This is a genomic window from Mycobacterium sp. MAC_080597_8934, assembly GCF_000523975.1.
In the GTDB taxonomy this organism is placed as follows: domain Bacteria; phylum Actinomycetota; class Actinomycetes; order Mycobacteriales; family Mycobacteriaceae; genus Mycobacterium; species Mycobacterium avium.
The window spans coordinates 103,635-127,435 of record NZ_JAOS01000031.1; the positions used below are offsets into that span (position 1 = coordinate 103,635).

The 23,801-nt window shown below is 68.6% G+C and carries 25 protein-coding genes and 1 pseudogene; 7 read left to right on the forward strand and 19 right to left on the reverse strand.

Annotated elements, in window-relative coordinates; genetic code table 11:
- Positions 1 to 61: 61 nt before the first annotated feature.
- Genes mftD through mftA form a run of 4 tightly spaced genes read right to left on the reverse strand, consistent with a single transcriptional unit; the run spans position 62 to position 2,863 of the window.
- Positions 62 to 1,246: a pre-mycofactocin synthase MftD gene (gene mftD / locus NF20_RS18850; RefSeq protein ID WP_010950253.1), complete on the reverse strand. Its 1,185-nt coding sequence runs from the start codon at positions 1,244 to 1,246 to the stop codon at positions 62 to 64.
- 2 nt (positions 1,247 to 1,248) lie between these two features.
- A complete protein-coding gene (gene mftC, locus NF20_RS18855) occupies positions 1,249 to 2,463 on the reverse strand; it encodes a mycofactocin radical SAM maturase (protein ID WP_033712963.1) in 1,215 nt (404 codons plus the stop codon).
- The gene (gene mftB, locus NF20_RS18860; RefSeq protein WP_003873526.1) at positions 2,460 to 2,789 is read right to left on the reverse strand and encodes a mycofactocin biosynthesis chaperone MftB; all 330 of its coding nucleotides are present in this window, start codon (positions 2,787 to 2,789) and stop codon (positions 2,460 to 2,462) included. The genes mftC and mftB overlap by 4 nt, the downstream gene beginning before the upstream one ends.
- On the reverse strand, positions 2,774 to 2,863 hold the full coding sequence (gene mftA / locus NF20_RS18865) for a mycofactocin precursor MftA (RefSeq protein WP_003873527.1): 90 nt from the start codon (positions 2,861 to 2,863) through the stop codon (positions 2,774 to 2,776). Before mftA ends, mftB begins: the two co-directional genes overlap by 16 nt.
- Positions 2,864 to 2,964: 101 nt before the next feature.
- On the opposite strand from mftA, the gene mftR reads away from it, so the two are divergent.
- Together mftR and NF20_RS18875 are read left to right on the forward strand one after the other, a co-directional pair.
- Positions 2,965 to 3,558 (forward strand): mycofactocin system transcriptional regulator, encoded by a 594-nt coding sequence (mftR, locus tag NF20_RS18870; protein WP_003879434.1) that lies wholly within the window; start codon positions 2,965 to 2,967, stop codon positions 3,556 to 3,558.
- A complete protein-coding gene (locus NF20_RS18875; protein WP_033712964.1) occupies positions 3,555 to 4,598 on the forward strand; it encodes a DUF2332 domain-containing protein in 1,044 nt (347 codons plus the stop codon). Before mftR ends, NF20_RS18875 begins: the two co-directional genes overlap by 4 nt.
- Before the next feature lie 33 nt (positions 4,599 to 4,631).
- Here the strand turns inward: NF20_RS18875 and NF20_RS18880 are convergent, their stop codons facing one another.
- A complete protein-coding gene (locus NF20_RS18880; protein WP_011726085.1) occupies positions 4,632 to 5,492 on the reverse strand; it encodes an aldo/keto reductase in 861 nt (286 codons plus the stop codon).
- A 445-nt stretch (positions 5,493 to 5,937) separates the two neighbouring features.
- Here NF20_RS18880 and NF20_RS18885 point away from each other — a divergent pair, with 445 nt between their 5' ends.
- Positions 5,938 to 6,765, forward strand: a complete 828-nt coding sequence (locus NF20_RS18885) for an inositol monophosphatase family protein (protein ID WP_023862235.1) — start codon at positions 5,938 to 5,940, stop codon at positions 6,763 to 6,765.
- A 15-nt stretch (positions 6,766 to 6,780) separates the two neighbouring features.
- Here NF20_RS18885 and NF20_RS18890 read toward each other — a convergent pair whose 3' ends face one another.
- From NF20_RS18890 to NF20_RS18930, 9 genes are all read right to left on the reverse strand, one after another.
- The gene (locus tag NF20_RS18890; RefSeq protein WP_033712965.1) at positions 6,781 to 7,977 is read right to left on the reverse strand and encodes an NAD(P)/FAD-dependent oxidoreductase; all 1,197 of its coding nucleotides are present in this window, start codon (positions 7,975 to 7,977) and stop codon (positions 6,781 to 6,783) included.
- A gap of 25 nt (positions 7,978 to 8,002) precedes the next feature.
- Positions 8,003 to 8,830: a mycofactocin-coupled SDR family oxidoreductase gene (locus NF20_RS18895; protein WP_003879429.1), complete on the reverse strand. Its 828-nt coding sequence runs from the start codon at positions 8,828 to 8,830 to the stop codon at positions 8,003 to 8,005.
- Positions 8,831 to 8,921: 91 nt separating this feature from the next.
- Positions 8,922 to 9,770, reverse strand: a complete 849-nt coding sequence (locus tag NF20_RS18900; protein ID WP_009979115.1) for an SHOCT domain-containing protein — start codon at positions 9,768 to 9,770, stop codon at positions 8,922 to 8,924.
- A gap of 82 nt (positions 9,771 to 9,852) precedes the next feature.
- On the reverse strand, positions 9,853 to 10,590 hold the full coding sequence (locus NF20_RS28745; protein ID WP_322887919.1) for a PE family protein: 738 nt from the start codon (positions 10,588 to 10,590) through the stop codon (positions 9,853 to 9,855).
- Between the two features lie 176 nt (positions 10,591 to 10,766).
- Entirely contained in the window at positions 10,767 to 11,957 is a 1,191-nt protein-coding gene (tuf, locus tag NF20_RS18910) for an elongation factor Tu (RefSeq protein WP_003873538.1), read from the reverse strand.
- Between the two features lie 170 nt (positions 11,958 to 12,127).
- Positions 12,128 to 14,233 (reverse strand): elongation factor G, encoded by a 2,106-nt coding sequence (gene fusA / locus NF20_RS18915; RefSeq protein WP_003879424.1) that lies wholly within the window; start codon positions 14,231 to 14,233, stop codon positions 12,128 to 12,130.
- A 71-nt stretch (positions 14,234 to 14,304) separates the two neighbouring features.
- Positions 14,305 to 14,775, reverse strand: coding sequence for a 30S ribosomal protein S7 (gene rpsG, locus NF20_RS18920; protein ID WP_003873540.1), 471 nt, complete (start codon positions 14,773 to 14,775; stop codon positions 14,305 to 14,307).
- The gene (rpsL, locus tag NF20_RS18925) at positions 14,775 to 15,149 is read right to left on the reverse strand and encodes a 30S ribosomal protein S12 (protein ID WP_003879423.1); all 375 of its coding nucleotides are present in this window, start codon (positions 15,147 to 15,149) and stop codon (positions 14,775 to 14,777) included. The genes rpsG and rpsL overlap by 1 nt, the downstream gene beginning before the upstream one ends.
- Positions 15,150 to 15,395: 246 nt before the next feature.
- Positions 15,396 to 16,028 carry a TetR/AcrR family transcriptional regulator gene (locus NF20_RS18930; RefSeq protein ID WP_003873542.1) on the reverse strand — a complete coding sequence of 211 codons (633 nt, stop codon included), beginning with the start codon at positions 16,026 to 16,028 and terminating at the stop codon, positions 15,396 to 15,398.
- A 154-nt stretch (positions 16,029 to 16,182) separates the two neighbouring features.
- Here NF20_RS18930 and NF20_RS18935 point away from each other — a divergent pair, with 154 nt between their 5' ends.
- Together NF20_RS18935 and NF20_RS18940 are read left to right on the forward strand one after the other, a co-directional pair.
- Complete coding sequence (locus NF20_RS18935; RefSeq protein WP_003873543.1) at positions 16,183 to 16,560, forward strand: DUF3060 domain-containing protein; 378 nt, start codon at positions 16,183 to 16,185, stop codon at positions 16,558 to 16,560.
- A gap of 46 nt (positions 16,561 to 16,606) precedes the next feature.
- Positions 16,607 to 17,095 carry a DUF3060 domain-containing protein gene (locus NF20_RS18940; protein ID WP_019732955.1) on the forward strand — a complete coding sequence of 163 codons (489 nt, stop codon included), beginning with the start codon at positions 16,607 to 16,609 and terminating at the stop codon, positions 17,093 to 17,095.
- Between the two features lie 14 nt (positions 17,096 to 17,109).
- Here NF20_RS18940 and NF20_RS18945 read toward each other — a convergent pair whose 3' ends face one another.
- The 5 genes from NF20_RS18945 to NF20_RS18965 all read right to left on the reverse strand — a co-directional run bounded on the left by NF20_RS18945 (position 17,110) and on the right by NF20_RS18965 (position 22,040).
- Positions 17,110 to 17,877 (reverse strand): crotonase/enoyl-CoA hydratase family protein, encoded by a 768-nt coding sequence (locus NF20_RS18945; RefSeq protein WP_003873545.1) that lies wholly within the window; start codon positions 17,875 to 17,877, stop codon positions 17,110 to 17,112.
- The gene (locus NF20_RS18950; protein ID WP_019732956.1) at positions 17,874 to 18,593 is read right to left on the reverse strand and encodes a PaaX family transcriptional regulator C-terminal domain-containing protein; all 720 of its coding nucleotides are present in this window, start codon (positions 18,591 to 18,593) and stop codon (positions 17,874 to 17,876) included. The genes NF20_RS18945 and NF20_RS18950 overlap by 4 nt, the downstream gene beginning before the upstream one ends.
- 2 nt (positions 18,594 to 18,595) lie before the next feature.
- Positions 18,596 to 19,534, reverse strand: coding sequence for a crotonase/enoyl-CoA hydratase family protein (locus NF20_RS18955; RefSeq protein ID WP_009979124.1), 939 nt, complete (start codon positions 19,532 to 19,534; stop codon positions 18,596 to 18,598).
- 61 nt (positions 19,535 to 19,595) lie between these two features.
- Positions 19,596 to 21,224 carry an acyl-CoA dehydrogenase family protein gene (locus NF20_RS18960; RefSeq protein WP_033710816.1) on the reverse strand — a complete coding sequence of 543 codons (1,629 nt, stop codon included), beginning with the start codon at positions 21,222 to 21,224 and terminating at the stop codon, positions 19,596 to 19,598.
- 60 nt (positions 21,225 to 21,284) lie between these two features.
- The gene (locus NF20_RS18965) at positions 21,285 to 22,040 is read right to left on the reverse strand and encodes a deoxyribonuclease IV (RefSeq protein ID WP_033710815.1); all 756 of its coding nucleotides are present in this window, start codon (positions 22,038 to 22,040) and stop codon (positions 21,285 to 21,287) included.
- A gap of 158 nt (positions 22,041 to 22,198) precedes the next feature.
- On the opposite strand from NF20_RS18965, the gene NF20_RS27730 reads away from it, so the two are divergent.
- Positions 22,199 to 22,498, forward strand: coding sequence for a hypothetical protein (locus NF20_RS27730; protein ID WP_023862228.1), 300 nt, complete (start codon positions 22,199 to 22,201; stop codon positions 22,496 to 22,498).
- Positions 22,499 to 22,500: 2 nt separating this feature from the next.
- Positions 22,501 to 23,100 (forward strand): annotated as a pseudogene (locus NF20_RS26585) (hypothetical protein); the annotation flags it as partial.
- Positions 23,101 to 23,801: the final 701 nt, after the last annotated feature.

Consider the following 23,801-nt stretch of genomic DNA (forward strand, 5'->3'; position numbering starts at 1 on the left):
CCAGGATTACCGCGGCCGTCAAATAATCCCGGCCAAGCCGCCCCTGATGGCCCGGCTTTGCTCAGCCGGCCGGCGGCACGCCCAGCGCCCGGGTGAACCCGGGCGGCACCAGGATGTCGCTCGGCCCGAGATCGTGCACCGAGGAATGCCCCAGACCCATCAGCGCCGAGTCGATGCCCCCGCGCAGGATGTCGAGGACGTTCTCCACCCCGGCCTGGCCGGCGGCGGCCAGGCCCCACAGGTAGGCCCGGCCGATCATCACCGCGCGCGCCCCCAGCGCCACCGCCTTGACGACGTCGCTGCCGCGCCGGACACCGCCGTCCAGCAACACCTCGATCTGGTCGCCGACCGCCTCGGCGATCGCGGGCAGGGCGCGAATCGACGCCGGCGTGCCGTCCAGGTTGTTGCCGCCGTGGTTGGACACCGAGATGGCCGAAACCCCGGCATCCACCGCCCTTTTGGCGTCGTCCACGCGCATCACGCCCTTGAGCATGAACGGCCCGCCCCACAGCTCACGCAGCCAGGCGATGTCCTCCCAGGTCGGCGGGGGCGTGCCCATCCACTCGCCGTAGGCGGCGAAGAACGGCGGGCCGGGCTCGCCGCGGCGGCCCTGGTTGGGCACCCGCAACTCCGGCGGCCGCAGCGTCTTGCCGAACTTCCACAGCCAGCGGGGCTTGAACACCGCCTCCGGGGACAACCGCAGGATGGTGCGCAGGTTCATCTCCTCGGGGATCTTGGGGCTGCCCCAGTCCCGCCCGTGCGAGAACGACCAGTCGGTGGTGACGATCAGCCCGACCGCGCCGGCCTGCCGGGCCCGCTCCACCCGCTCGGCGATCGCGTCGCGCCCACCCAGCCAGTACACCTGGAAGAACACCTTGGGGTTCACCGCGATGACTTCCTCGATCGGCTTGCTGGCGAAGGAGGACAGGCCCATAGCGGTGCCGCGGGCCGCGGCGGCGCGCGCCACGGCGACCTCGCCGTCCGGGTCGACGGCCTGCACACCGGTCGGCGAGATCAGCACCGGCATCGAGATCTCTTGTCCCATAACGGTTGTCGTCAGCTCACGCTTGGCCGGGGCGCCGACGACATGCGGGGCGAAACCGAGTTCGCCGAACGCTTCGACGTTGTCGGAGACCGTGATTCCCTTTTCGCTGGCCGCGATCAGGGCCGCGTAAACGGATTTCGGCAACCGCCGCTTGGCCCGTTGCTGGGCGATGGCGACGGTTTCAAACCATTCGTCGGCCACGGTCAGACCGGGCTTTCGTTGCACAACCGGGCCGGCGGCGCGGCGGGGGTCAAGACCGGCGGCCGCACCGAGAGGGTGAGCGGCACGGGTTGGCGGATGCGCTTGCCGCGGGAGTGGTCGGCCCGGGGTCGGGGCGCCTCGCGGTCGCCCGCCAGCGCCGCCGCGCTGTGGCCCTGCACGCACTCGGGGTCCGGGCCGTCCAACGGCAGGCCGGTGAAGAACTTGGCCGCCATGCACCCGCCCCGGCAGCTGTCGTAGTGCCCGCAGCTGCCGCAGGCGCCCGCCGACTGCGGTTCGCGCAGCTCGCGGAACAGCGGGGCGTTCTTCCACACGTTGTCAAAACTGCCGTCGCTCAACACGTTTCCGGCCAGGAAGCGGTCGTGGATGGCGAACGGGCAGGCGTACACGTCGCCGACCGGGTCGATCAGGCAGACGACGCGGCCCGCGCCGCACATGTTCAGACCGGCCAGCGCGCCGGACTGGCCGAGCGGGGCCAGGTGGAAGAACGAGTCGCCGGTGAGCACCCGTTCCCCCTTGGCGACCAGCCAGTCATACAGTTGCACCTGCTGGTCGGCGGTGGGGTGCAGCTCGTCCCAGACGTCGGCGCCGCGGCCGGACGGGCGCAGCCGGGTGATGCGCAGCGTGGCCCCGTAACGGCTTGCCAGCGCGGCGAATTCGTCCAGCTGCCCGACGTTGTGCCGGGTGACGACCACCGAGATCTTGGCGCCCCCGTTCTGGGTGAAGCCGGCGTCGGCGAGGTTTTGCAGCGCCCGCACCGCCATGTCGAACGAGCCGGGCCCGCGCACCGCGTCGTTGACCTCGGCGGTGGCGCCGTCCAGCGAGATCTGCACGTCCACGTAGTCGCTGGCCGCCAGCCGGGCGGCCACCTCGGGCGTGATCCGGACCCCGTTGGTGGAGAACTTCACGCCGACGTGGTGTGCGGTCGCATAGTCGACCAGCTCCCAAAAGTCCGGCCGCACAGTGGGTTCCCCGCCACCGATGTTGACGTAGAAGACCTGCATGCGTTCCAGCTCGTCGATGATGTCCATGCACTGACGGGTGGACAGCTCGCGCGGGTCGCGCTTGCCCGACGAGGACAGGCAGTGCACGCAGGCCAGGTTGCAGGCGTAGGTGAGCTCCCAGGTCAAGCAGATGGGCGCGTCGAGGCCGTGCTCGAACTGCTCGATCAGCCGGGGCACAGGGGCCGCTGTGGTCATGGATGGTCCTCCCGGGGCACCAGCATGTTGGAGTCGGCGAGCACGCCCAGCGCGTGCAGGTACGGCGCCTGCCCGGCGTCGTCGATGCCCGCCGCGCGGCATGCGCACCGGACATCGGGGTACTCGGCCAACGACTGCACCACCGTGAGGATGGTGCGGTTCTTCAGAAACGACAGCTTGCGGGTGCCGAAGTGGTAGAGCAGCGCGCCGAACGGTTCCGGCCGCACCGCCACCTGCGGGTGCAGTCGCCAGCCGCGGTCAGGATCGAAGGCGGCACCGGCCGCGCGAGCCTGCGCGGGCGCCGGCACGGTCAGTAGACCCCGCACATGCCGTCGATGGACACCTCTTCGACCAGGGTCTCGGTGACGAGTTGGGCGTCGGTTTCGGTCTCGTGCTCCACGGGGCCTTGCCTTTCCTGCGGTCTTGACGACGATGGGTCTGAGTCACACTCGCGGCCAGAATATGGCATCGAGTGCCGAAATGGAAGGGCCGGGGTCCGGGATGCCGCAGCAGCGGGTGGGCAGGCGCCGCTCGACCACGCCGCACCACATCACCGACGTCGCCATCGACCTGTTCACCGCCCGGGGTTTCGCCGAGGTCAGCGTGGACGACGTCGCGGCGGCCGCCGGCATCTCGCGGCGCACCCTGTTCCGCTACTACGCCTCCAAGAACGCCATCCCCTGGGGCGATTTCGACACTCATTTGGCCCGGCTGCGCGAGCTGCTGGACAACGTCGAATCCCGGGTACCGCTGGGCGATGCGCTGCGCACCGCGTTGTTGGCCTTCAACACCTTTGACGAATCCGAGACCGCGCGGCACCGACAGCGCATGCGCGTCATCCTGCAAACCGCTGAGCTGCAAGCGTATTCGATGACGATGTACGCCGGATGGCGCGAGGTGATCGCCGGGTTCGTGGCCCGCCGCTGCGAGTGCAAGACGACCGACCTGGCGCCCCAGACCGTCGCCTGGATGATGCTGGGGGTGGCGCTGTCGGCCTACGAGCATTGGCTGGGCGATGAGTCAGTGCCGTTGCCGGTGGCCCTGGGCAACGCCTTCGACGTGGTCGGCGCCGGGCTGAACGGGCTGGACCGGTGAGCGCCGAGCACCTGGTGCACATGCTGCGGGCGCAGGGCAGCTTCTGCGCCTCCTCGGGCTCGCCGATGTACGGCGACCTGTTCGAACTGGTGGCCTCCGACGTCGAGGCCGGCGGGGTGTTCGCCGACATCCTGTCCGGGCACCGGGACGCCCCGTCGCGCGACGCAATTCCGCTGCGGCTGCTCGGCGGCCTGCACCGACTGGTGCTCGACGGCCGCGCCGGCTCCCTGCGCCGCTGGTATCCCAGCACCGGCGGCAGCTGGGACGCCGGGGCGGCGTGGCCGCCGATCCTGGCCGCCGCGGCCGAGCACGCCGCCGCGCTGCGCGCGGCGCTGGACCGCCCACCGCAGACCAACGAGGTGGGCCGGTCGGCCGCGCTGATCGGCGGGCTGCTGCACATCAATGAATCCTGTTTGCCGGTAAGACTTTTCGAGATCGGGTCGAGCGCGGGGCTGAACCTGCGGGCCGACCACTACCGGTACCGGTATGCCGGCGGCGGGTGGGGACCGGCCGACTCGCCGGTTTGCATCGACGACGCCTGGCGCGGCGCGCTGCCGCCGGCGCGCGGGGTGCGGATCGTCGAGCGGCACGGCTTCGACATCGCGCCCGTTGACGTCGGGAACCCCGACGGCGAGCTGACGGTGCTGAGCTACGTCTGGCCCGACCAGGCCGCGCGGCTGGCGCGGCTGCGCGGCGCCATCGAGGTCGCCCGCCGGGTCCCGGCCACCCTCGAGCGCCGGACGGCGGCCGACGCGGTCGGGCGCCTGAGCCTCGCCGAGGGCGCGTTGACCGTGCTGTGGCACTCGATCACCTGGCAGTACCTGTCCGCCGGGGAACGAGCCGCGGTGTGCGCCGGGGTGGACGCGCTGGGCGCACGGGCCGGCGCGTCCGCCCCGTTGGTCCACCTGACCATGGAGCCGGCCCGGGACGGGCCGGGCGCACCGATCAGGTTCCTGGTGCGCGCCCGCGGCTGGCCGGACGGCGGGCCGCGCGCGCTGGCGCAGTGCCATCCGCACGGCCCGCCGGTCGACTGGCTCTAAAAACCAAGGGGGGCTGCGGTTTTCGCGAAACCGTCAGGTTCCCATGAAGGTCATCGGGTCGTGCAGCACCCGGGTGCCGTCGTGCAGTCCCTCGATGGCCTCCATGTGCTCGGGCTCCAGGGTGAAGTCGAACACGTCCAGGTTCTCGGCGACCCGCTCCGGCTTGGACGACCGCGAGACCACGACGTTGTCCAGTTGCAGGTTCCACCGCACCAGCACCTGCGCCGGCGTGCGGCCGTACTCGGCCGCAATCGTCGTCACCGTCGGCTCCTCGATCAGCCGGCCGACGCCCAACGGGCTGTAGGACTGCGTCGTCACGTCGTGCTGGGCGTGCACCTGACGCAGCTCGGCCTGGTTGAGCCGCGGGTGCAGCTCGACCTGGTTCACCGCGGGCACCTCGTCGGTCTCCTCGATCACCGTGGCCAGCAGGTCCTCGGTGAAGTTCGAGACGCCGATCGAGCGCACGTGGCCCCGCTCGCGGGCCTCGATCATGCCCTCGAAGCTCTCCACGTACTTGCCCAGCTTCGGGGCCGGCCAGTGGATCAGGTAGAGGTCGAGGTAGTCCAGCCCCAACCTGTCCAGGCTCTCCTTGCACGACTCCTGGGCACTGTGGAAGCCCTGCCGCGAGGTGCCCAGTTTGGTGGTGACGAACAGTTCCTCGCGAGGGATGCCCGACGCGGCGATGGCCCGGCCGACGGCGGCTTCGTTTCCGTAGGAGGCAGCGGTGTCGATGAGGCGGCAGCCGGCTTCCAGCGCCGCGAGAACCGAGCTTTCCGTCTCCTCATCGGACAGCTTGGCCACCCCCAAGCCGAGTACTGGCATCTTCGCCTCGTCATTGAGAGCGACGGTCGGAATCGCGCTGGAAGAGCTGTATATCTCATCAATCACTGTCACTGGTCAATCACCTGCCTGCCAAGTCGCGTGCTGGATTTTCCTTCGATGAGAACGATTCGGAGCCGACTTGCCCGAAGGCCCCTCGATATCGCCCGACAGCAGACCCTAACCGAGCTCTGCAGCCGCTGCACCGAACCCGAGAACCGATGCGGCCACAGCAAAAATCGTCGCGGGTCAGCGTTACGCTTTTCCAGCGCAATGGTTTTGGCGTGCGGTCGTTGGCAATTTTGTGACCCGCGCTACAGCGGCGTCACGCTCCCCACGACGAGCGAGCTCAAACATTCACCTGGAGTGAACTGCATCACCGTCGAAAGTGTCGATGGCTTAAGCTTTTTCGCGTTAGTTCAGCACGACGCCGGGGTGCGCGAGACGCGAAATCGCCGAGCCCGTATGATCGAACGACGCCGAACGCACGCCACCACTGGAAGCGAGGCAAGTCTCTCCCATGAAGTCAATGCAAGAGCTTTTTGAAATAGCTTGGCAGGCAACGCAAATCGGTGCCACGACGTTGAAGAAAACGCAGCCGAGCTCGGTGCAGCACAAGGGTGACCGCGACCTGGTATCCGATGTCGACCTGACCATCCAGCGTGACATCGCCAACTACCTGTCCCAGACCACGCCGGACGTCGCGCTGCTGGCCGAGGAGTCCGACCACCAACCCGACATCGAAACCGCCGAGTGGCTCTGGGTTCTCGACCCGGTGGACGGCACGTCGAATTTCGTGCACGGGCTGCCGCTGTGCGCGGTATCGCTGGCCCTGCTGCACGCCGGCCGCACCGTGGTGGCCGTCACCCACGCTCCCCTGCTGGGCAAGACCTACCACGCGATCGAGTCCAAGGGCGCGTTCGTCAACGGGGAACGGATCACCGCCAGCGCCACCGACAGCCTCAGCGGGGCGATCGTCTCGCTCGGCGACTACGCCGTCGGCCACGATGCGGGCCGGCTCAACGCGCACCGGCTGGCGCTCACCGCCGAGCTGGTGCCCCGGGCGGAGCGGATCCGGATGATCGGCGCCGCGACGCTCGACCTGGCGTTCGTCGCCGAGGGCGCCCTGGACGCCTGCGTGATGATGTCCAACAAGCCGTGGGACACCGCCGCGGGGACGCTGATCGCCCGCGAAGCCGGAGCGCGGCTGACCGACGCGCAGGGCAACCCGCACACCCACAAGTCCGCGTCGACCGTCGTCGCCGCGCCGGGCATCGCCGAGCAGCTGGCCACCGTGATCCGCAACACCGAGGTCCCCAGCGACCAGTACGCGGCCGCCGTCGGCTGAACGCCCGCCGTCGGCTCAGCCGAGCATCTCGGCGATCGGCACGGCCGCGGCGATCTTGGCGCGGGTCTTCATGACCTTGCCCGGCATGCCGCCACCGACCACCCCGACCAGGGCCCCGTCGCGTTCGTAGTAGGCCAGGAACTTGCGGCCGTCGTCCTCCACGATGTGGACGATGTCGCCGGCCTCCGGTTCACCCAGGCACTGGATCTTGACGTCGTACTGGTCGCTCCAGAAGTAGGGCACCACCACCACCGGCGGCACCTCCTTGCCCAGCATCGCCGGCACCACCACCCGGGCCTGGTCCGCGACGTTGCTCCAATGTTCCACCCGCCCTTGGTGTCCCGTCGCGTCGCGCCACGACGCGACGTCGCCGAGCGCCCACACGTTGGGGGCGCTGGTGCGTCCGGCCTCGTCGCACAGGACGCCCCGGTCGACGCTGTCGATCGCCACGCCGCTGCCCTCGAGCCAATCGGTGGCCGGACGCGACCCGATGCCGATCACCACCACGTCGGCCGCCAGCTCGGTGCCGTCGGTCAGCACCACCGCCTCGACGTGCCTGTCACCGCGCACCTGTGCCACCCCGACACCGAGGCGCACGTCGACGCCCTCGGCGCGGTGCAGCCGGGCCACCAGCTCGCCGATCTGCTCGCCCAGCACCGCGGCCAGCGGGGTCGGTTGCGGCTCGACCAGCACCACGTCCACGCCCAGGCTGCGCAGGCTGGCGGCCACCTCGCAGCCGATGAAGCCGGCGCCGATGATCACCGCGCGCTGCGCCGCGGACGCGTGCTCGCGCAGCGCCAGGCTCTCGTCGAAGGTCCGCAGCACCCGGATGCCGTCCAGGTCCGGGATGGTCGGGATGCGCCGCGGCACCAGGCCGGTGGCGATGACGAGTTCGTCGTAGCCGAGCGTGGTGCCGTCCTCGAGCGTCAGCGTCTGCGCCGCGGTGTCCAGGCTGCGCGCGGCCGACCCCAGCCGCAGCGTGATGTCGTTGTCGTCGTACCACTGGCGGGGTTTGAGCGCGGTGTCGTCCACCTCTTTGCGCAACACCTCTTTGGACAGCGGCGGGCGGTCGTAGGGCAGGTGCACCTCGTCGCTGACGATGGTGATGGGCCCGGAATACTCCGAGCGCCGCAGCTGCTCGGCGGTGCGGGCGGCGGCCAGGCCGCCGCCGACGATCACGATTCCGTTGCTGGCGCTTGCGTCACTACTCACGTGGAGTTCTTAGCACGATGGCCGCTCAGTACTTTAGGGCGCCCTTATCAACGGGGATCTGCGTGCCGGTCAGCGTGCCCGAGCCGTCGCCGGCCAGCCAGGCCACCACGTCGGCGACCTCGTCGGCGGTCATGAAACCGTTGGGCTGCACCGGCATTGGCGGGAAGCTGTGCACGAAGCTGGGATGGCGGGCGAAGATCTCCATCATCGCCTCGGGCTCGATCATCGGGGTTTCGACCGAGTACGGGTGGATGGAGTTGACCCGGATACCGTATTCGCCGAGCTCGATGGCCAGCGTGTTGGTGAGCGCGGTCAACCCGTGTTTGCTGGCCGAGTAGTGGCCGTTGCCGGGGGTGGCCTTGAGCCCGGCCGAGGAGCTGACCACCACGATGGAGCCGCCGTTGCCCGCCTCGATCATCGCCGGCACGGTGGCGCGCAGGGTGCGCCAGGTGCCGGTCAGGTTGACGCCGATGACGGTGTCCCACTGCTCGTCGGTGAGTTCCCAGACGCGGCCCCAGCTGAGCACGCCGGCGTTGGCCACCACGACGTCCAGCCGGCCGAACTGCTCCATGCCGTCGGCGACCAGCTCCCGCAGGGCGGCGTCGTCGCGGACGTCGAGGACGCGGGTCAAGGCCTTGCGGCCCTGATCTTCCACCAGCCGGGCGGTCTCGTCGAGGTCCTCGGGGCTGGCCGGGGCGTAGGTGACGCTGGCCGACACCGGCGCGCAGATGTCGCACGCGATGATGTCGGCGCCCTCGGCGGCCAGCCGCACCGCGTGCGAGCGTCCCTGCCCGCGGGCCGCCCCGGTGATGAATGCCACCCGCCCCTGCAGTGATCCGGCCTGTCCCGCCACAGCTCATCCCTTCGACCGCCAGTAGACCAAGCCAGGCTAGCAGCGGAACTGAAACGTGTTCTAATTCGCCCGGCGGTTGCCGGAAACCGCGTCAGATCTCGGCGATGATCGCGGCCCGCCGGCTGTTGTATTCCTGCTCGGTGAGCGCCCCGCTGGCGTGCAGATCGTTGAGCTCCTGCAGCCGCGCGGCGATCGACGGTCCCGGCGGGGCGGCCACCGGCGCCGACGGCTGCCCGGTCGCCGGTTGCCCCGCCGGCGCGGGTTGCCCGGCCGGCGCCTGCTGCTGGGCCGCCCGGCGCACCACCGCCTGGATCTGGGCGCGCAGCGCCGGGTTCGACCGGATGTCGACCATCCGGTTCAAAGGGATGTTGTTGGCCTTGAGGATCTGCATGATCTCCATCAGCGGGCCGGCCTGCCCGCTCAGGTCGTAGGTGGTGTTGTCCTCGGCGACGGTGAACTGCGCCGGCACCAGGCCGTTGACCAAAGCGCTTCGCTCCCAGTCGATTCGGTATTCGTTGGTGGTGGGATTGACCAGCACCACCACCTTGCGGGCGTTGAGGTTGCCCAGCCGGGTGACGCTGGCGATGACGCGGTCCTCGCTGTCGAACGGCACCAGCCCGGGGCCGGCGATGTGCAGGTGCACCTTGACGACCTGCTGGTTGTTCACCCAGGTCCCGGTTTCGGTGATGCCGGTGATCTGGGCCAGCGCCAGCACCCCGTTCTGCTCGAGCGCGGCCAGTTTCTCCGACGACTTCGCCCCGTAGTTGGCCAGCGCGAGCGCGATCAGCACGTCGGCCACGGTGATGAGCAGGCCGACGTAGAACATCCACTGCAGCAGGCTGCCGAGCCCCAGCGTGAAGTACACGACCAAGAAGATCGGCCCGACCAGGCCGCCGCACAGCAAAACCACCAACTGTGCTTTCAGGTAGCGCGCTAACACTTGCCCCTCCTCGGTCTTGCTGGGGAATCCGTGTCAGATTAGCGCTCACGGCGTCGCCGCGGCGGCGATACGCGCAAACCGCTTACCCGGACTCCGGCGGCACGATGGGCACTCGGCGCACCGGGGCGGTCGCGGGTTGCGCCTGGGCGGGGGCGTGCGGCGCGGGGCGCGCCGAGACAGGCAGCGCCGGCCGGCCGAGGTCTGCGGCGCCGCTCGGGCTGCGCGGCCGCCGCGGCGTGCCGGCCGGCGCCGGCGCCGACGAAGCCGCCGGCTGCACGGGGACGGGAACCGGCCGGCGCGTACGCGGCGTCGCCACCCGGCCGGCCGGCCGGGCGGTGGCCGAGGCCAGCGTCGCCGATCCCGCGGGGCCGCCGCGACCGGCGTGCCGGCCGGCCGGGGTGCCGCGGCGCCGCCGGCGCCACCGCCGCCGCCAGGGCGCCGCGGGTGCCGTCGGCGCCGAACCGCCCACCGCGCCGCTGACCGCCGGCAGCTGCGCGGCCACCGATGCCGGGCCGGCCGCGCTCTGCAGCGGCGTGGTGTTGGCGGCCTCGGTGACGGCGTACTGCAGCGCGCCGCCGTTCATCAACTGCACGAACTGGCTGTGGAAGGCGGCGGCCTGGGCGGACAGCGCCTGATAGACCTGGGAGTGGGCGTCGAACAGGGCGGCGATGCTGGCCGACACCTCGTCGGCGCCGGGAGCCAGCACCCCGGAGGTGGGACCCAGCGCCGCGGTGTTCGCGGAACTGATCGTCGACCCGATCCGGGCCAGATCCGTCGCGGCAGCCGCGACGAATTCCGGAGTCGCTTGAACGAACGACATCGGCACCACCCCGCCACGTCCTACGGTCCCCGAGGGACAACTACCGCAAAATCCTAGTGCAGGCCGCGCGGTCGGCGCATTATTTCTCCGGCGTCGATCCGGGTCCGCGGGGCGCACAGCAGAACAAAGCCCGGATCGCCGCGTGGGCAATCCGGGCTTTGAACCGACTGAGCGAACTACTTGATGATCTTGACGACCCGGCCGGCGCCGACGGTGCGACCACCCTCGCGGATGGCGAACCGCAGACCCTCGTCCATGGCGACGGGCTGGATCAGCTTCACCGAGATGTTGGTGTTGTCACCGGGCATCACCATCTCGGTGCCCTCCGGCAGCGTCACCACACCGGTCACGTCGGTGGTGCGGAAGTAGAACTGCGGGCGGTAGTTGTTGAAGAACGGCGTGTGCCGGCCGCCCTCGTCCTTGGACAGGATGTAGACCTGGCCCTCGAACTCGGTGTGTGGCGTGGTGGTGCCGGGCTTGGTGACGACCTGACCGCGCTCGACGTCCTCACGCTTGATACCACGCAGCAGCAGACCGACGTTGTCACCGGCCTGGCCCTGGTCGAGCAGCTTGCGGAACATCTCCACACCGGTGACCGTGGTCTTGGTGCTGGACGGGCGGATGCCGACGATCTCGACTTCCTCGTTCACGTTGATCACGCCGCGCTCGACACGGCCGGTGACCACCGTGCCACGACCGGTGATGGTGAAGACGTCCTCCACCGGCATCAGGAACGGCTTGTCCGTCTCGCGGACCGGGTCCGGGATCGACTCGTCGACGGCCTCCATCAGCTGCTCGACGGACTCCACCCACTTGGCGTCGCCCTCGAGCGCCTTGAGCGCCGACACCCGCACCACCGGGGCGTCCTCGTCGAACTCCTGGGCGGCCAGCAGCTCGCGGACCTCCATCTCGACGAGCTCGAGCAGCTCCTCGTCGTCGACCATGTCGGCCTTGTTCAGCGCGACCAGGATGTAGGGCACACCGACCTGACGGGCCAGCAGCACGTGCTCGCGGGTCTGCGGCATCGGGCCGTCGGTGGCGGCGACCACCAGGATCGCGCCGTCCATCTGGGCGGCGCCGGTGATCATGTTCTTGATGTAGTCGGCGTGACCCGGGGCGTCGACGTGAGCGTAATGCCGCTTGTCGGTCTGGTACTCCACGTGGGAGATGTTGATGGTGATACCGCGCTGACGCTCCTCGGGCGCGTTGTCGATCTGGTCGAACGCGCGGGACTCGTTCAGGTCCGGGTACTTGTCGTGCAGAACCTTGGTGATAGCCGCGGTCAGCGTGGTCTTGCCGTGGTCAACGTGACCGATGGTCCCGATGTTGACGTGCGGCTTCGTCCGCTCGAACTTCGCCTTCGCCACTTCTGTGTCCTCCTGGACTAGTTGGTGCTTGTTAAAGCAGTGTTGGTGTTTTCAGTTGTGCCGCGCCCAAGGCATTCCAATGACCCGGCAAGATTACTCCGCTGCCAGTAGCTACTGACCCGTCGCCTTCGCTGAGCCGATTGCTCGGCTCCGAGCCAGTGAGTTGACACTCACTGACCCGTCGCCTTCGCGATGATCTCCTTCGACACGTTGGCCGGCACTTCGGCGTAGGAGTCGAAGACCATGGAGTAGTTCGCCCGGCCTTGGGTCTTGGACCGCAGGTCGCCGACGTAGCCGAACATCTCCGACAGCGGCACGTGCGCCTTGACCACGCGAGCGCCGCTGCGCTCCTCCATGGCCTGGATCTGGCCACGGCGGGAGTTCAGGTCGCCGATCACGTCGCCCATGTAGTCCTCGGGCGTGGTGACCTCGACGGCCATGATCGGTTCCAGGATGACCGGCTGGGCTTGCGCCGCAGCCTTTTTCAGCACCTGCGAACCGGCGATCTTGAAGGCCATCTCCGACGAGTCGACCTCGTGGAAGGCACCGTCGAGCAGGGTCACCTTGAGGTTCACCAGCGGGTAACCGGCCAGCACACCGTACTGCATGGCGTCCTGCGCGCCGGCGTCGACCGACGGGATGTACTCGCGCGGGATGCGGCCACCGGTGACCTTGTTCTCGAACTCGTAGGTCGCGCCGTCCTCGCCGGTGAACGGTTCGAGGTTGATGATGACCTTCGCGAACTGGCCCGAGCCACCGGTCTGCTTCTTGTGGGTGTACTCGACGTTCTCCACCTTGCGGCGGATGGTCTCCTTGTAGGCCACCTGCGGCTTGCCGACGTTGGCCTCGACCTTGAACTCGCGGCGCATCCGGTCCACCAGGATGTCCAGGTGCAGCTCACCCATGCCACCGATGACGGTCTGGCCGGTCTCCTGGTCCAGGTGCACCTTGAAGGTGGGGTCCTCCTCGGCGAGCTTCTGGATCGACAGGCTCAGCTTCTCCTGGTCGCTCTTGGTCTTGGGCTCGATGGCCACCTCGATGACCGGGTCGGGGAAGGTCATCGACTCCAGCACGATCTGGTGGTTCGGATCGCTCAGGGTGTCACCGGTGGTGGTGTCCTTCAGCCCGATCACCGCGTAGATGTGACCGGCCGAGGCGGTCTCCACCGGGTTCTCCTTGTTGGAGTGCATCTGGAACAGCTTGCCCAGCCGCTCCTTCTTGCCCTTGGTGGAGTTGATGACCTGGCTGCCCGAGTCGACCTTGCCCGAGTACACCCGGACGTAGGTCAGCTTGCCGAAGAACGGGTGCGTGGCGACCTTGAACGCCAGCGCGGAGAATGGCTCGTCCGTCGACGGCTTGCGGGTGATCAGCTCTTCTTCCTTGCCGGGGACGTGGCCCTCGGCGGGCGGGACGTCCAGCGGCGACGGCAGGTAGTCGATGACCGCGTCCAGCATGGGCTGCACGCCCTTGTTCTTGAACGCGCTGCCGCACAGCACCGGGTAGGCCTCCGAGCTGATGGTCAGCTTGCGGATGGCTCCCTTGATCTCCTCGATCGTGAGCTCTTCACCGCCGAGGTACTTGTCCAGCAGCGCCTCGTCCGTCTCGGCGACGGCCTCGAGCAGCTTGGTGCGGTACTCCTCGGCCTTCTCCTGCAGGTCGGCGGGGATGTCGACGACGTCGTACTTCTCGCCGAGCTTGGCCTCGGCGCTCCACACCTTGGCCTTCATCTCGACCAGGTCGACGACGCCCTCGAAGTCGCCCTCGGAGCCGACGGGGATCTGGATCGGGATGACGTTGGCGCCCAACCGCTCCTCCATGGTGCGCACGGAGAAGTAGAAGTCGGCGCCGATCTTGTCCATCTTGTTGACGAAGCAGATGCGCGGGACGTCGTACTTGTCGGCCTGGCGCCACACCTGCTCGGACTGCGGCTCGACGCCCTCCTTGCCGTCGAACACCGCGACCGCGCCGTCGAGCACGCGCAGGCTGCGCTCCACCTCCACGGTGAAGTCGACGTGGCCCGGGGTGTCGATGATGTTGATCTGGTTGTCGTTCCAGAAGCAGGTGGTGGCCGCGGAGGTGATGGTGATCCCCCGCTCCTGCTCCTGCTCCATCCAGTCCATGGTGGCGGCGCCGTCGTGCACCTCACCGATCTTGTAGCTGATGCCGGTGTAGTAGAGGATGCGCTCGGTCGTCGTCGTCTTGCCGGCGTCGATGTGCGCCATGATGCCGATGTTGCGGACCTTGGTCAGGTCGGTCAGCACGTCCTTCTGTGCCACAGAAGTCTTCCCACTCTTTCGATTGCTCGGTTAGTTCGCTGTCGCCGCCGCCACTGTGCGCGCGGCGTTGATCACCAGCGGTAGTGCGCGAAGGCGCGGTTGGCCTCGGCCATCTTGTGGGTGTCCTCGCGCCGCTTGACGGAGGCCCCGAGGCCGTTGCTGGCATCCAGGATCTCGTTTGCCAGCCGCTCGACCATGGTCTTCTCCCGGCGTTGCCGCGAGAAGCTGACAAGCCAGCGCAGCGCCAGCGTGGTGGACCGGTCCGGACGCACCTCGACGGGCACCTGGTAGGTGGCACCGCCGACCCGGCGGCTGCGCACCTCGAGGGCGGGCTTGACGTTGTCGAGAGCACGCTTGAGCGTGATCACGGGATCGGTACCTGTCTTCTCCCGGGCGTTCTCGAGCGCACCATACACAATGCGCTCGGCGAGCGATTTCTTCCCCTTCAGCAGGACTTTGTTCACCAGCTGGGTGACCAGTTGCGACCCGTAGACCGGGTCGTTGACCAACGGGCGCTTCGGCGCGGGCCCCTTGCGCGGCATCAGCTCTTCTCCTTCTTGGCGCCGTAACGGCTGCGAGCCTGCTTGCGGTTCTTGACACCCTGGGTGTCCAGCGAGCCGCGGATGATCTTGTACCGCACACCGGGCAGGTCCTTCACCCGGCCGCCGCGCACCAGCACCATGGAGTGCTCCTGCAGGTTGTGGCCCTCGCCGGGGATGTAGGCGGTGACCTCGACCTGGCTCGTCAGCTTCACGCGGGCGACCTTCCGAAGCGCCGAGTTCGGCTTCTTCGGGGTGGTGGTGTACACGCGGGTGCATACGCCACGGCGCTGCGGGCTGCCCTTGAGAGCCGCGGTCTTGACCTTGCCGATCTTGTCCCGACGACCCTTGCGGACCAGCTGCTGAATGGTTGGCATCTAGGCGGCTTTCTGTGTTGGTGTTGGCGTCTTTTGGGCGGTGTCAAGTCTTCGTAGTGCAGTTATGACCGGTCGGGTCACCCCGCGGCCGGGTGTGTCGCATGCGCTGCGCACCGGACCGGGGTCCGATGCATCCTGGACACGCGAATTCGCCCGGCATTCACTTCCTTACGGTTAGGCGCCGTAAGCCGCCAGGCACGAGGAACCACAATACCCGCCGCCGGTCTCGCAGGTCAAAGCGGCGAACTAGCCGTGCGCGGTGCGCCGTTCCAGACCCGCCGCCAGCCGCAGCACCATGTCGGAGAACAAGGCGTCGGTGTCGATGTCGTCCATCACGCCGGTCATCTCCAGCAGCACGAAGCCGTGCAGGGCGGACCAGAATTCCAGCGCGGCGTGGAACGCCTCCTCGCCGTCCAGCCCGTAGGAGGACAGCACCGAGATCACCGGTGCGGCCGCGCCGCGGGTGGCGGCGGTGTACTCGGGATCGTCACCGCCCAGCGGCATCCGGGTGAAGGCCGAGTAGCGGCCGGGGTGGTGGTGGGCGTAGCTGCGGTAGGCGCCGGCCATGACCAGCACCGCGTCGTCGCGGGCGCGGCCCTCGCCGACCCGGTTGAGCATGGTGATGATGTCGTCGATGACCCGGATCCGCACGGCGCGGCGCAGGTCCTCCAGGCTGTCCACGTGGTTGTACAGCGACGGCCCCTTGGTGCCCAGCTGGGTGGCCAGGGCGTTGATGGTCAGCGCGTCCCAGCCCTCGCGATCCAGGAACGTCAGCGCGCCGTCGATGATCCCCTCGCGGCTCAGCTTGGCCGGGCGGGCGGCGGGCCGTCCCGCGCGCTGCCGCCCGGCCGCCGTCGGCGGTTCGGGTTGAGCTGCCATGCGGTCGCCCTTCGATCGGGTACGGATCAACTAATGACTCTAGTTGACGCGCGCCGAAGGAAAAGAAACTCTGCCCTCCGGCGGGCATCTGCACGTAATGTCATGCTTGCCTCGTTCGAGCATCTTCGAGCCGCGTGACAAAAGGGGGCCCGCCGTGAAGTGGACGACCGTCGCCGGGTCACTGGCCGCCTGCGCGCTTGCCGTCCTCGCCGGGGCGGTTGCCCCGCCGCGGGTCGCGCAGGCCAAGAACGGCGACACCCACATCATCGGGCAGGACACCGAGCAGACCATCGACTGCAACGACGCCACCCTGCTGGTCAACGGCACCGGCAACGTCGTCACCGCGCTGGGCAACTGCTATGCCGTGACGGTGATGGGTTCGTCGAACACCGTTATCGCCGACTCGGTTTCGCACGACATCACCGTGTACGGCTATGACCAGACGGTGTTCTACAAGAGCGGTCAGCCGTTCCTGTGGGACCGCGGCCGCGAATTGGGCATGACCAACCGGCTCCAACAGGTGCCTGGTTAAAGCACAGCAGCACAACATAATTCGAATCAAGGGGGAACGAGGAACCATGCCCGCCCGTACGCCCACACCTGTCCGTGACCGCTGGCTGCGCCTGACCGTGGCACCGGCCGCGGCCGCGCTGCTGCTGGCCGGCTGTAGTTCGACGGCCAACCCGCCGGCGGGCTCGTCGACGACCACCACCAAGAGCACCGCCACGACGAGTGCCGGCGCGGCGCCGACGACGGGATCGGGCGGGGCGAGCACCACCGCGTCCATCGAGATCGGCAACACGATCAATTACGGGTCGATGGGCACCACCACCACCCTGGACTGCGCCGGCGGCAAGTCGCTGAACGTGGGCGGCTCGGACAACACCCTGACCGTCACCGGGACCTGCGAGTCGGCGACCGTCAGCGGCACCAACAACAAGATCACCTTCGACAAGGTCAACACCCGCATCACCGTGCTGGGGATGAACAACACGATCACCTACAAGGACGGTGACCCCAAGGTCGATAAGATCGGCCAGAGCAACACCATCAACAAGGGCGGCTGACCCTCAGCCGGCCCTCAAACCGCGGAGGCGCCGTGCCGTCCCGCGCCCGCGGCGAACCGGCCGGCGCCTTCGTTGGCCTCGGCGGCCACCCGGGAGATGCTGGCGAATTCGAAGTCGAGTGCCTCGGATTCCGTTGCGCCCCACTGATGTAGCGCCGAGAGCCGGTCCGAGCGCAGGCACTGCTGCGGCAGCGCGGCCAGTTGCGCCGCCAATTCCTCGGCCGCCCGGCGCGATTGACCTTTGGGGACAACGCGATTCGCCAAGCCGATGGCCTGGGCTTCGTCGGCGGCCACGGCGCGGCCGGTGAGGATCATGTCCATCGCGCGGCTGTGCCCGATCAGCCGCGGCAGCCGCACCGTGCCGCCGTCGATCAGCGGGACCCCCCAGCGGCGGCAGAACACCCCGAACACGGCGTCCTGCTCGACCACCCGCAGGTCACACCAGATGGCCAGCTCCAGACCGCCGGCGACGGCGTAGCCGCTGACCGCGGCGATGACCGGTTTGGACAGCACCATCCGGGTCGGGCCCATCGGGCCGGGGCCACTCCGGTGCACGGCGTTGGCCTCGGGCGTGCCGAACGCCTTCAAATCGGCTCCGGCGCAGAATGTTCCGCCCTCGCCCCACAGCACGGCCACCGACGCGGAGTCGTCGCGGTCGAACTCCTCGAACGCCGCGTACAGCGCGGCCGCCGTCGGGCCGTTGACCGCGTTGCGCGCCGCCGGCCGGTTGATGATCACCGTGGTGACCGGGCCGTTGCGTTCGATTCGCACCGGATCGCTCATGTCGCCTCCGCAAATAGTGGGTCGCGCCGCGCCATCAGCTCCGCGGCGAAGTCGTGGTAGGCCGCCCGCAGCCGGGTGCCGGGCCAGTCCGGGGGCAGCAGTTCGTCGGGCAGCACCGGGTCGGTGAGCAGGTGCCGGACCATCGCCGCGGCCACCACGAAACGGCCGGGAACGTCTGGCGCCGCGGCCATCTCGTCGAGCAGCCGATGCCCGGCCCGGGCCCAGTCGGGCAGGTCCCACAGCCGCCCCGCCAGGTCGGCGGGGTCGTCGTCGCGGGCGGTGATCACCCGCGCCCGGTCGGTGACGTCTGGTCCGAGCTGGGTGTCGATATTGTCCGGGCGCATCCACACGCCCTCGCGCAGTTCACCGAACCGCTTGTCGTGCATGGCATTTCGCAGCGCAGCGCGGGTACGCGCGTCGTCGCCCACGCTGGTCACGATCAGCGTGACCCACTGCCCGCGCCAGGGACGGACCTTGGGGTCGATGGCGTCGTCCTGTCGCCGCTGGCGCGCGAGCAGGCGATCCGAGAGCCGGTAGCCGTCGGCCGAGCGGATCAGGTCGCCGGCATTCACCATCCGGGTCAGCGCCACCCGCAGTGTCGACTCCTTGATGCCGAAATCGGAAGTGAGCCTGACCAATTCGCCGGCCCGGGCGTGCGCGGGGTGCGCACCGAGCAGCACGCTGAGCACCACCGACCGCGCTGTCAGATCCGGCATCGCTACACCTGCGAGGCCTGCCGGCCGTGGTCGCCGAACGGTTCGTCGCGATGCCGCACCGCCTCACGGAATCCGTGCTTCACGGCGTCGGCGACGAAGGCGTGGCCCTCCGGGGTGTGCCGGGCGACGCCGTCGAACACCGTGCTGACCATCCGGCTGGTGGCCACCCCCTGTTGCAGCAGAGCGGAATTCAGCGCGAGCTTGACCATGATCAGCTGGTTGACCGGCACCGCGGCGATCCGCTGCACCAGCCGCTCGGTGCGCTCGTCGAGATCGGCCGGATCGGGCGCCTCGACGGCCAGACCCCATTCGGCGGCTTGCGCGCCGGTGATGCAATCGCCGGTGAACAGCAGCCGCTTGGCGCGCTGATCGCCCAGCCGGTGCGCCCACAGGCCGGCGGCCGGCACGCCCCACACCCGCGTCGGCGGGTAGCCGATCTTGGCGTCGGCTGCGGCGATCACCTGGTCGGCGTGCAGCGCGATGTCGGTGCCGCCGGCCACGCAGTAGCCGTGGATCTTGACCACCGTCGGTTTGTCGGCGTGCATCAGGGAGGAGAAGCCCCGCACGAAACGGCTCATCATCTGATAGTCGATCATCGGGTCCCACGGCTGATCGGGTAAATGGTTGACCGCCTGGGTTTTTCCGTCCAGCACGGTGCCCGCATAGGCACCGGTCCCGCCGGCCGAGCCGGTGCGATCGGCGTAGGCGCTCAGGTCGAAGCCCGCGCAGAAACCCGCGCCGCGGCCGGAGACCAGGATGACGTGCACGTTGGGATCCAGGTCGGCCCGCTCCACCAGCGCGGAGAGCTCCAGCGGGGTGTCCGCGACGATCGCGTTGCCCTTCTCAGGGCGGTTGAAGGTGATCCGGGCAACCCGGTCGGTGACCTCATAGGTCATCGTTTTCAGGTTGTCGAAGTCGACCGGCCTGATCGCGTGGGTCATCGGCGCCGCCCCTCCTCATCGCCGTGCTCTGCATCGTCGCCGGCGCAAGTCATGTTGTGGTTCAGCCCTTTACCAGGGCCCGCTCGAGGATGGGCGCCAGGTCCAGCCCGTCGGGCATGGTGCCGAAGGCGCCTCCCCACCGGCGGTCCAGCCGGGTGGTCAGGAACGCCTCGGCGACGGCCGGATGGCCGTGGCGCACCAGCAGCGAGCCCTGCAGCGCCAGGCAGATGTCCTCGGCCACCTTGCGGGCCCGGTACTGGATGGTGTCCAGCTCGGCCAGGTCGGCCCGCAGCCGGTCGACGTGGCCGCCCAGGCGCGGATCCTGACCGGCGGCCTCGGCGAGTTCGTCGAACAGCACCTCGACGCATTCCGGGCGAGTTGCCATGGCGCGCAACGTGTCCAGCGCGCTGACATTGCCCGAGCCCTCCCAGATGCCCATCAGCGGCGCCTCCCGGTACAGCCGCGGCATGCCCGAGTCCTCGACGTAGCCGTTGCCGCCCAGGCATTCCAGCGCCTCGGCGGCGTGCGGGGTGGAACGCTTGCACACCCAGTACTTGCTGGCGGCCAGGCCGATGCGGCGCAGCAGGGCCTCACGCTGATCGCCGCGCACCGCCTTGTCGGTGGCGCCGGCCATCCGCATCGCGACCATGGTCGCGGCCTCGGCCTCGACGGCCAGATCGGCCAGCACGTTGCGCATCAACGGTTGGTCAATCAGGTAGGCGCCGAACGCCTTTCGGTGCTGGGCGTGGTAGATCGCGCGGGTCAGGCCGGTGCGCATGCTGGTGGCGCTGCCCAGCGTGCAGTCCAGCCGGGTCAGGTTCACCATCTCGATGATGGTCGGCACGCCGCGGCCCTCCTCGCCGACCAGCCAGGCGACGGCGCCGTCGTATTCGACCTCGCTGGACGCGTTGGCGTGGTTGCCGAGCTTGTCCTTGAGCCGCTGCAGGAACATCCGGTTGCGGGTGCCGTCGGGCAGCACCCGCGGCAGCAGGAAGCAAGACAGCCCGCCGGGTGCCTGGGCCAGCACCAGGAAGATGTCGCACATCGGCGCCGAGGTGAACCACTTGTGGCCGGTCAGGCGGTAGGAGCCGTCGCCGTTCGGCACGGCTTGGGTGGTGCCGGCGCGCACGTCGGAGCCACCCTGCTTCTCGGTCATCGACATGCCCGCGGTGATCCCGGCTTTGGTGGTGGCCACCCTGAGTTCCGGGTCGTATTCGCGGCTGGTCAGCAGCGGCTCGTACACCTTGGCCAGCTCGGGGTTGAAGCGCAGCGCGGGCACCACGGCATAGGTCATCGAGATCGGGCAGACGTGTCCCGGCTCGACCGTCCACACCGAGGTCTTGGCGGCGCGGACGACGTGCGCCCCCGGCCGGTCGTCGGCCCACGGCGCGGCGTGCAGGCCGTGGGCGATCGCGGTACGCATCAGCTCGTGGTAGGCCGGGTCGTACTCGACCTCGTCGACGCGGTAGCCGTTGCGGTCGTGGGTGTGCAGGATGGGCCGGTTGCGGTCGGCGAGCTCGCCCCAGCGCTGCGCCTGACGGCTGGCCGACAACGCCCCCACCTCGTTGACCTCGTCCAGGCCCCACTGCCCACCCTCGCGGATCAGGGCCTCGACGAGCACCGGGGAGCCGGCGGGGTTGTAGTTGTCCAGGGGTGGCACCTGGTTGGTGACGACATGCGTGTCCGACATGCCACCAATGTTACATTTTTCCGACAGTTGCACAAGAGGTGTAACAGCGCGCCGGGGTGCTCAGCTCTTGGTGTGCTCCCGCAGGAAGGCGATGTCGTCCTTGCGGCCCTCGTCGGCGGTTTCGCAGATCACCGGCGCGGCGGCGGCCTTGACCACGGTGACCAGCAGGTCGGGGTCGATCTGGCCGGTGCCGAAGTTGGCGTGTCGGTCGGCCCCCGAGCCCGCCGCGTCCCGGGAGTCGTTGCAGTGCACCAAATCGATGCGCCCGGTCAGCGCCTTGATCCGGTCCACGGCGTCGATCAGCGCCTCACCCGCGGCCCAGGCGTGGCAGGTGTCCAGGCAGAAGCCAATCCCCTTGTCGCCGATGCGATCCCACAGCCGGCCGATGGTGTCGAAGTGGCGGGCCATCGCGTGGTCGCCGCCGGCGGTGTTCTCCAGATACACCTGCACGTCGGTTTCCAGGTAGTCGAGCGCCTTCACCCAGCGTTCGAAACCGGCCTCCATGTCGTTGTCGTCGGCGTGGCCGCCGTGCACGATGACGGCCGTGGCGTTGATCTCCGCGGCGGCGTCGCAGGTGTCCTGCAGGATCTTGCGCGACGGGATGCGCACGCGGTTGTTCGCCGAGGCGACGTTGATGAGATACGGCGCGTGCACGTACAGCGGCACGCTCGACGCCTTGAGCGCCTCGGCGTCGTCGCGGGGTTGGGGTTTCTTCCAGCTCTGCGGGTTGGAGAGGAAGAACTGCACCGCGTCTGCGCCGTCCGCCTGCGCGGCGGCCAGCGGGTCGTCAATGCGGACGTGAGAACCGATGAGCACGTCGGCCAGTCTAGTGAGCGGTCGCGACAGACGGCGATGCCGAGCGTGCACTCATTGCGAAATCTCGCGCGAAAAGGCGCAGCCAGTACACGCTCGGCGGATGCGCCAGCGCAGTTGACTGACTTTCGCTGCAGGATGGTCCGACTAAAATTCGGTCCATGCCGTCGGAACTGCGCATTGATACCGCTGCCGTGCTGGCGATGGCCGACCGGTGGGGCGTTTCAGCGGGCGAACTAGGGCAAACAGCGGCTCCCGCAGGACTGGGTCTGTCGTGTCAGGCGAGCGCGGCCGCCGTGAACGCCGCCCACGCCGACGTCACCGCTTTCACAGCCGCGTTGGCCAGCCAGGTAGAAAGCCGCGCAACGCATGTCGCCGTCGCCCACACCTATTACGTTGCCAACGAAGCTGACTCGGCCACCGAGCTCGCCGCGGTGACACCGCCGGTGACCGGCGTGTAGCAATGTCCGCGGTCGTAGGTAGTCCCAGTCTTTCGCAACTGTTGGCCTGGCCCACCGAGCATCTGACCCAGGCGGCCGACCACTGGGAGACCGTCGGTGCGCGCAGCTACGGAGTGGCCAACCGGGTCTGGCGGGATGCACTCTCGATCGGTTGGCAAGGCGACGCAGCGGAATCGCTGCGTACCGCAACCCATGCCGACATGGTGACGACAAGCGCGGCAGTCGACCAGATGCACGCGGCGGCCAAAGTCGCGCGCAGCGGGGCTTCAGATCTCTCTGCGGCTCGATCTCGGGTGCGCTACGCAGTCGAAGATGCCCGTACGGCGGGGTTCAATGTCGGTGAAGACCTGTCAGTGACCGACCGCTCGAGTGGTGGGTCGGCCGCGCTGCGCGCCGCCCGACAAGCCCAAGCACAAACCTTGGCCAGTGACATCCGCCAACGCGCCGCGCAACTGGTCGGCCTCGATCAACAAGTAGCCGGCAGAGTGACCGCAGCCATGGCCGGTATCCGTGAGACCTTCCCGCAGAGCCCTAGTACCAATACACCTCCGAAACCCCAAATCCAAGCCGTTGATCGTCACTGGAAACAAGACCCAGCGCCAACGCCTGAACCGGATCCTGACACACCGTGGCAGGACCGGCCTCCTCCGCGGACATTGAAAGACGTCCGCGATGCGTTGCGGCAATTGCGTCCAGGCGTAAATAAGCCGGTTCGAGAAGTAGATACTCCCGACGAGTTAAAGAATTTCTGGGACTGGCTTACCAAAGGAGCTCGTGATTTGCCGCCACGCGGCGATACCTTGCGGAAGGCGCTGGGTGACGGGACCGAGATTGATCTTCGGCCAGACAGTGAATCGGGCGGACCGACCATTGAAGTAGTTACGCCGTCTGGCAAGAACCCGAAAGTGCACTTGCCGTTGCCGTTCGTCGATGACCCACCCGAGCCGCCCCCAGTGGTCACTCACCCTCCTGGGGCACCCGTGACGCCAGCGCCCGGTCATCCGCTTCCTACCCCGCTGCCGCGCGCGCAGTTCCCCGATCCGGCCGACTTGCCGCCGTGGCTGCAAAATCCTTCGCCGCCTGGGTTCAGCGTGAACCCGGTACAGCAACCACCTGTGTTCGCTTGGGATCAGCCGGACCCACCGGCACCACCGGTGCCCCACTCGGCGCCACCACCGGTGGGTGGCCACTCGTGGCTGCCGGAAATCGGCCATGATCTCAGTGAGGGAGGCAAGGCGGTGTTCGGCTGGGTGATGGTTGGCGGAGTTCTTGTGTGGACGATCCTCTCCGGGGGCGGCCAAAG

Coding starts and splice junctions, on each gene's coding strand:
- mftC (WP_033712963.1), bottom strand. CDS start 2,463: ATGACCACAGCGGCCCCTGTGCCCCGGCTGATCGAGCAGTTCGAGCAC.
- mftR (WP_003879434.1), top strand. CDS start 2,965: ATGCCGCAGCAGCGGGTGGGCAGGCGCCGCTCGACCACGCCGCACCAC.
- NF20_RS18885 (WP_023862235.1), top strand. CDS start 5,938: ATGAAGTCAATGCAAGAGCTTTTTGAAATAGCTTGGCAGGCAACGCAA.
- NF20_RS28745 (WP_322887919.1), bottom strand. CDS start 10,590: ATGTCGTTCGTTCAAGCGACTCCGGAATTCGTCGCGGCTGCCGCGACG.
- rpsG (WP_003873540.1), bottom strand. CDS start 14,775: ATGCCGCGCAAGGGGCCCGCGCCGAAGCGCCCGTTGGTCAACGACCCG.
- rpsL (WP_003879423.1), bottom strand. CDS start 15,149: ATGCCAACCATTCAGCAGCTGGTCCGCAAGGGTCGTCGGGACAAGATC.
- NF20_RS18930 (WP_003873542.1), bottom strand. CDS start 16,028: ATGGCAGCTCAACCCGAACCGCCGACGGCGGCCGGGCGGCAGCGCGCG.
- NF20_RS18940 (WP_019732955.1), top strand. CDS start 16,607: ATGCCCGCCCGTACGCCCACACCTGTCCGTGACCGCTGGCTGCGCCTG.
- NF20_RS18945 (WP_003873545.1), bottom strand. CDS start 17,877: ATGAGCGATCCGGTGCGAATCGAACGCAACGGCCCGGTCACCACGGTG.
- NF20_RS18950 (WP_019732956.1), bottom strand. CDS start 18,593: ATGCCGGATCTGACAGCGCGGTCGGTGGTGCTCAGCGTGCTGCTCGGT.
- NF20_RS18955 (WP_009979124.1), bottom strand. CDS start 19,534: ATGACCCACGCGATCAGGCCGGTCGACTTCGACAACCTGAAAACGATG.
- NF20_RS18960 (WP_033710816.1), bottom strand. CDS start 21,224: ATGTCGGACACGCATGTCGTCACCAACCAGGTGCCACCCCTGGACAAC.
- NF20_RS27730 (WP_023862228.1), top strand. CDS start 22,199: ATGCCGTCGGAACTGCGCATTGATACCGCTGCCGTGCTGGCGATGGCC.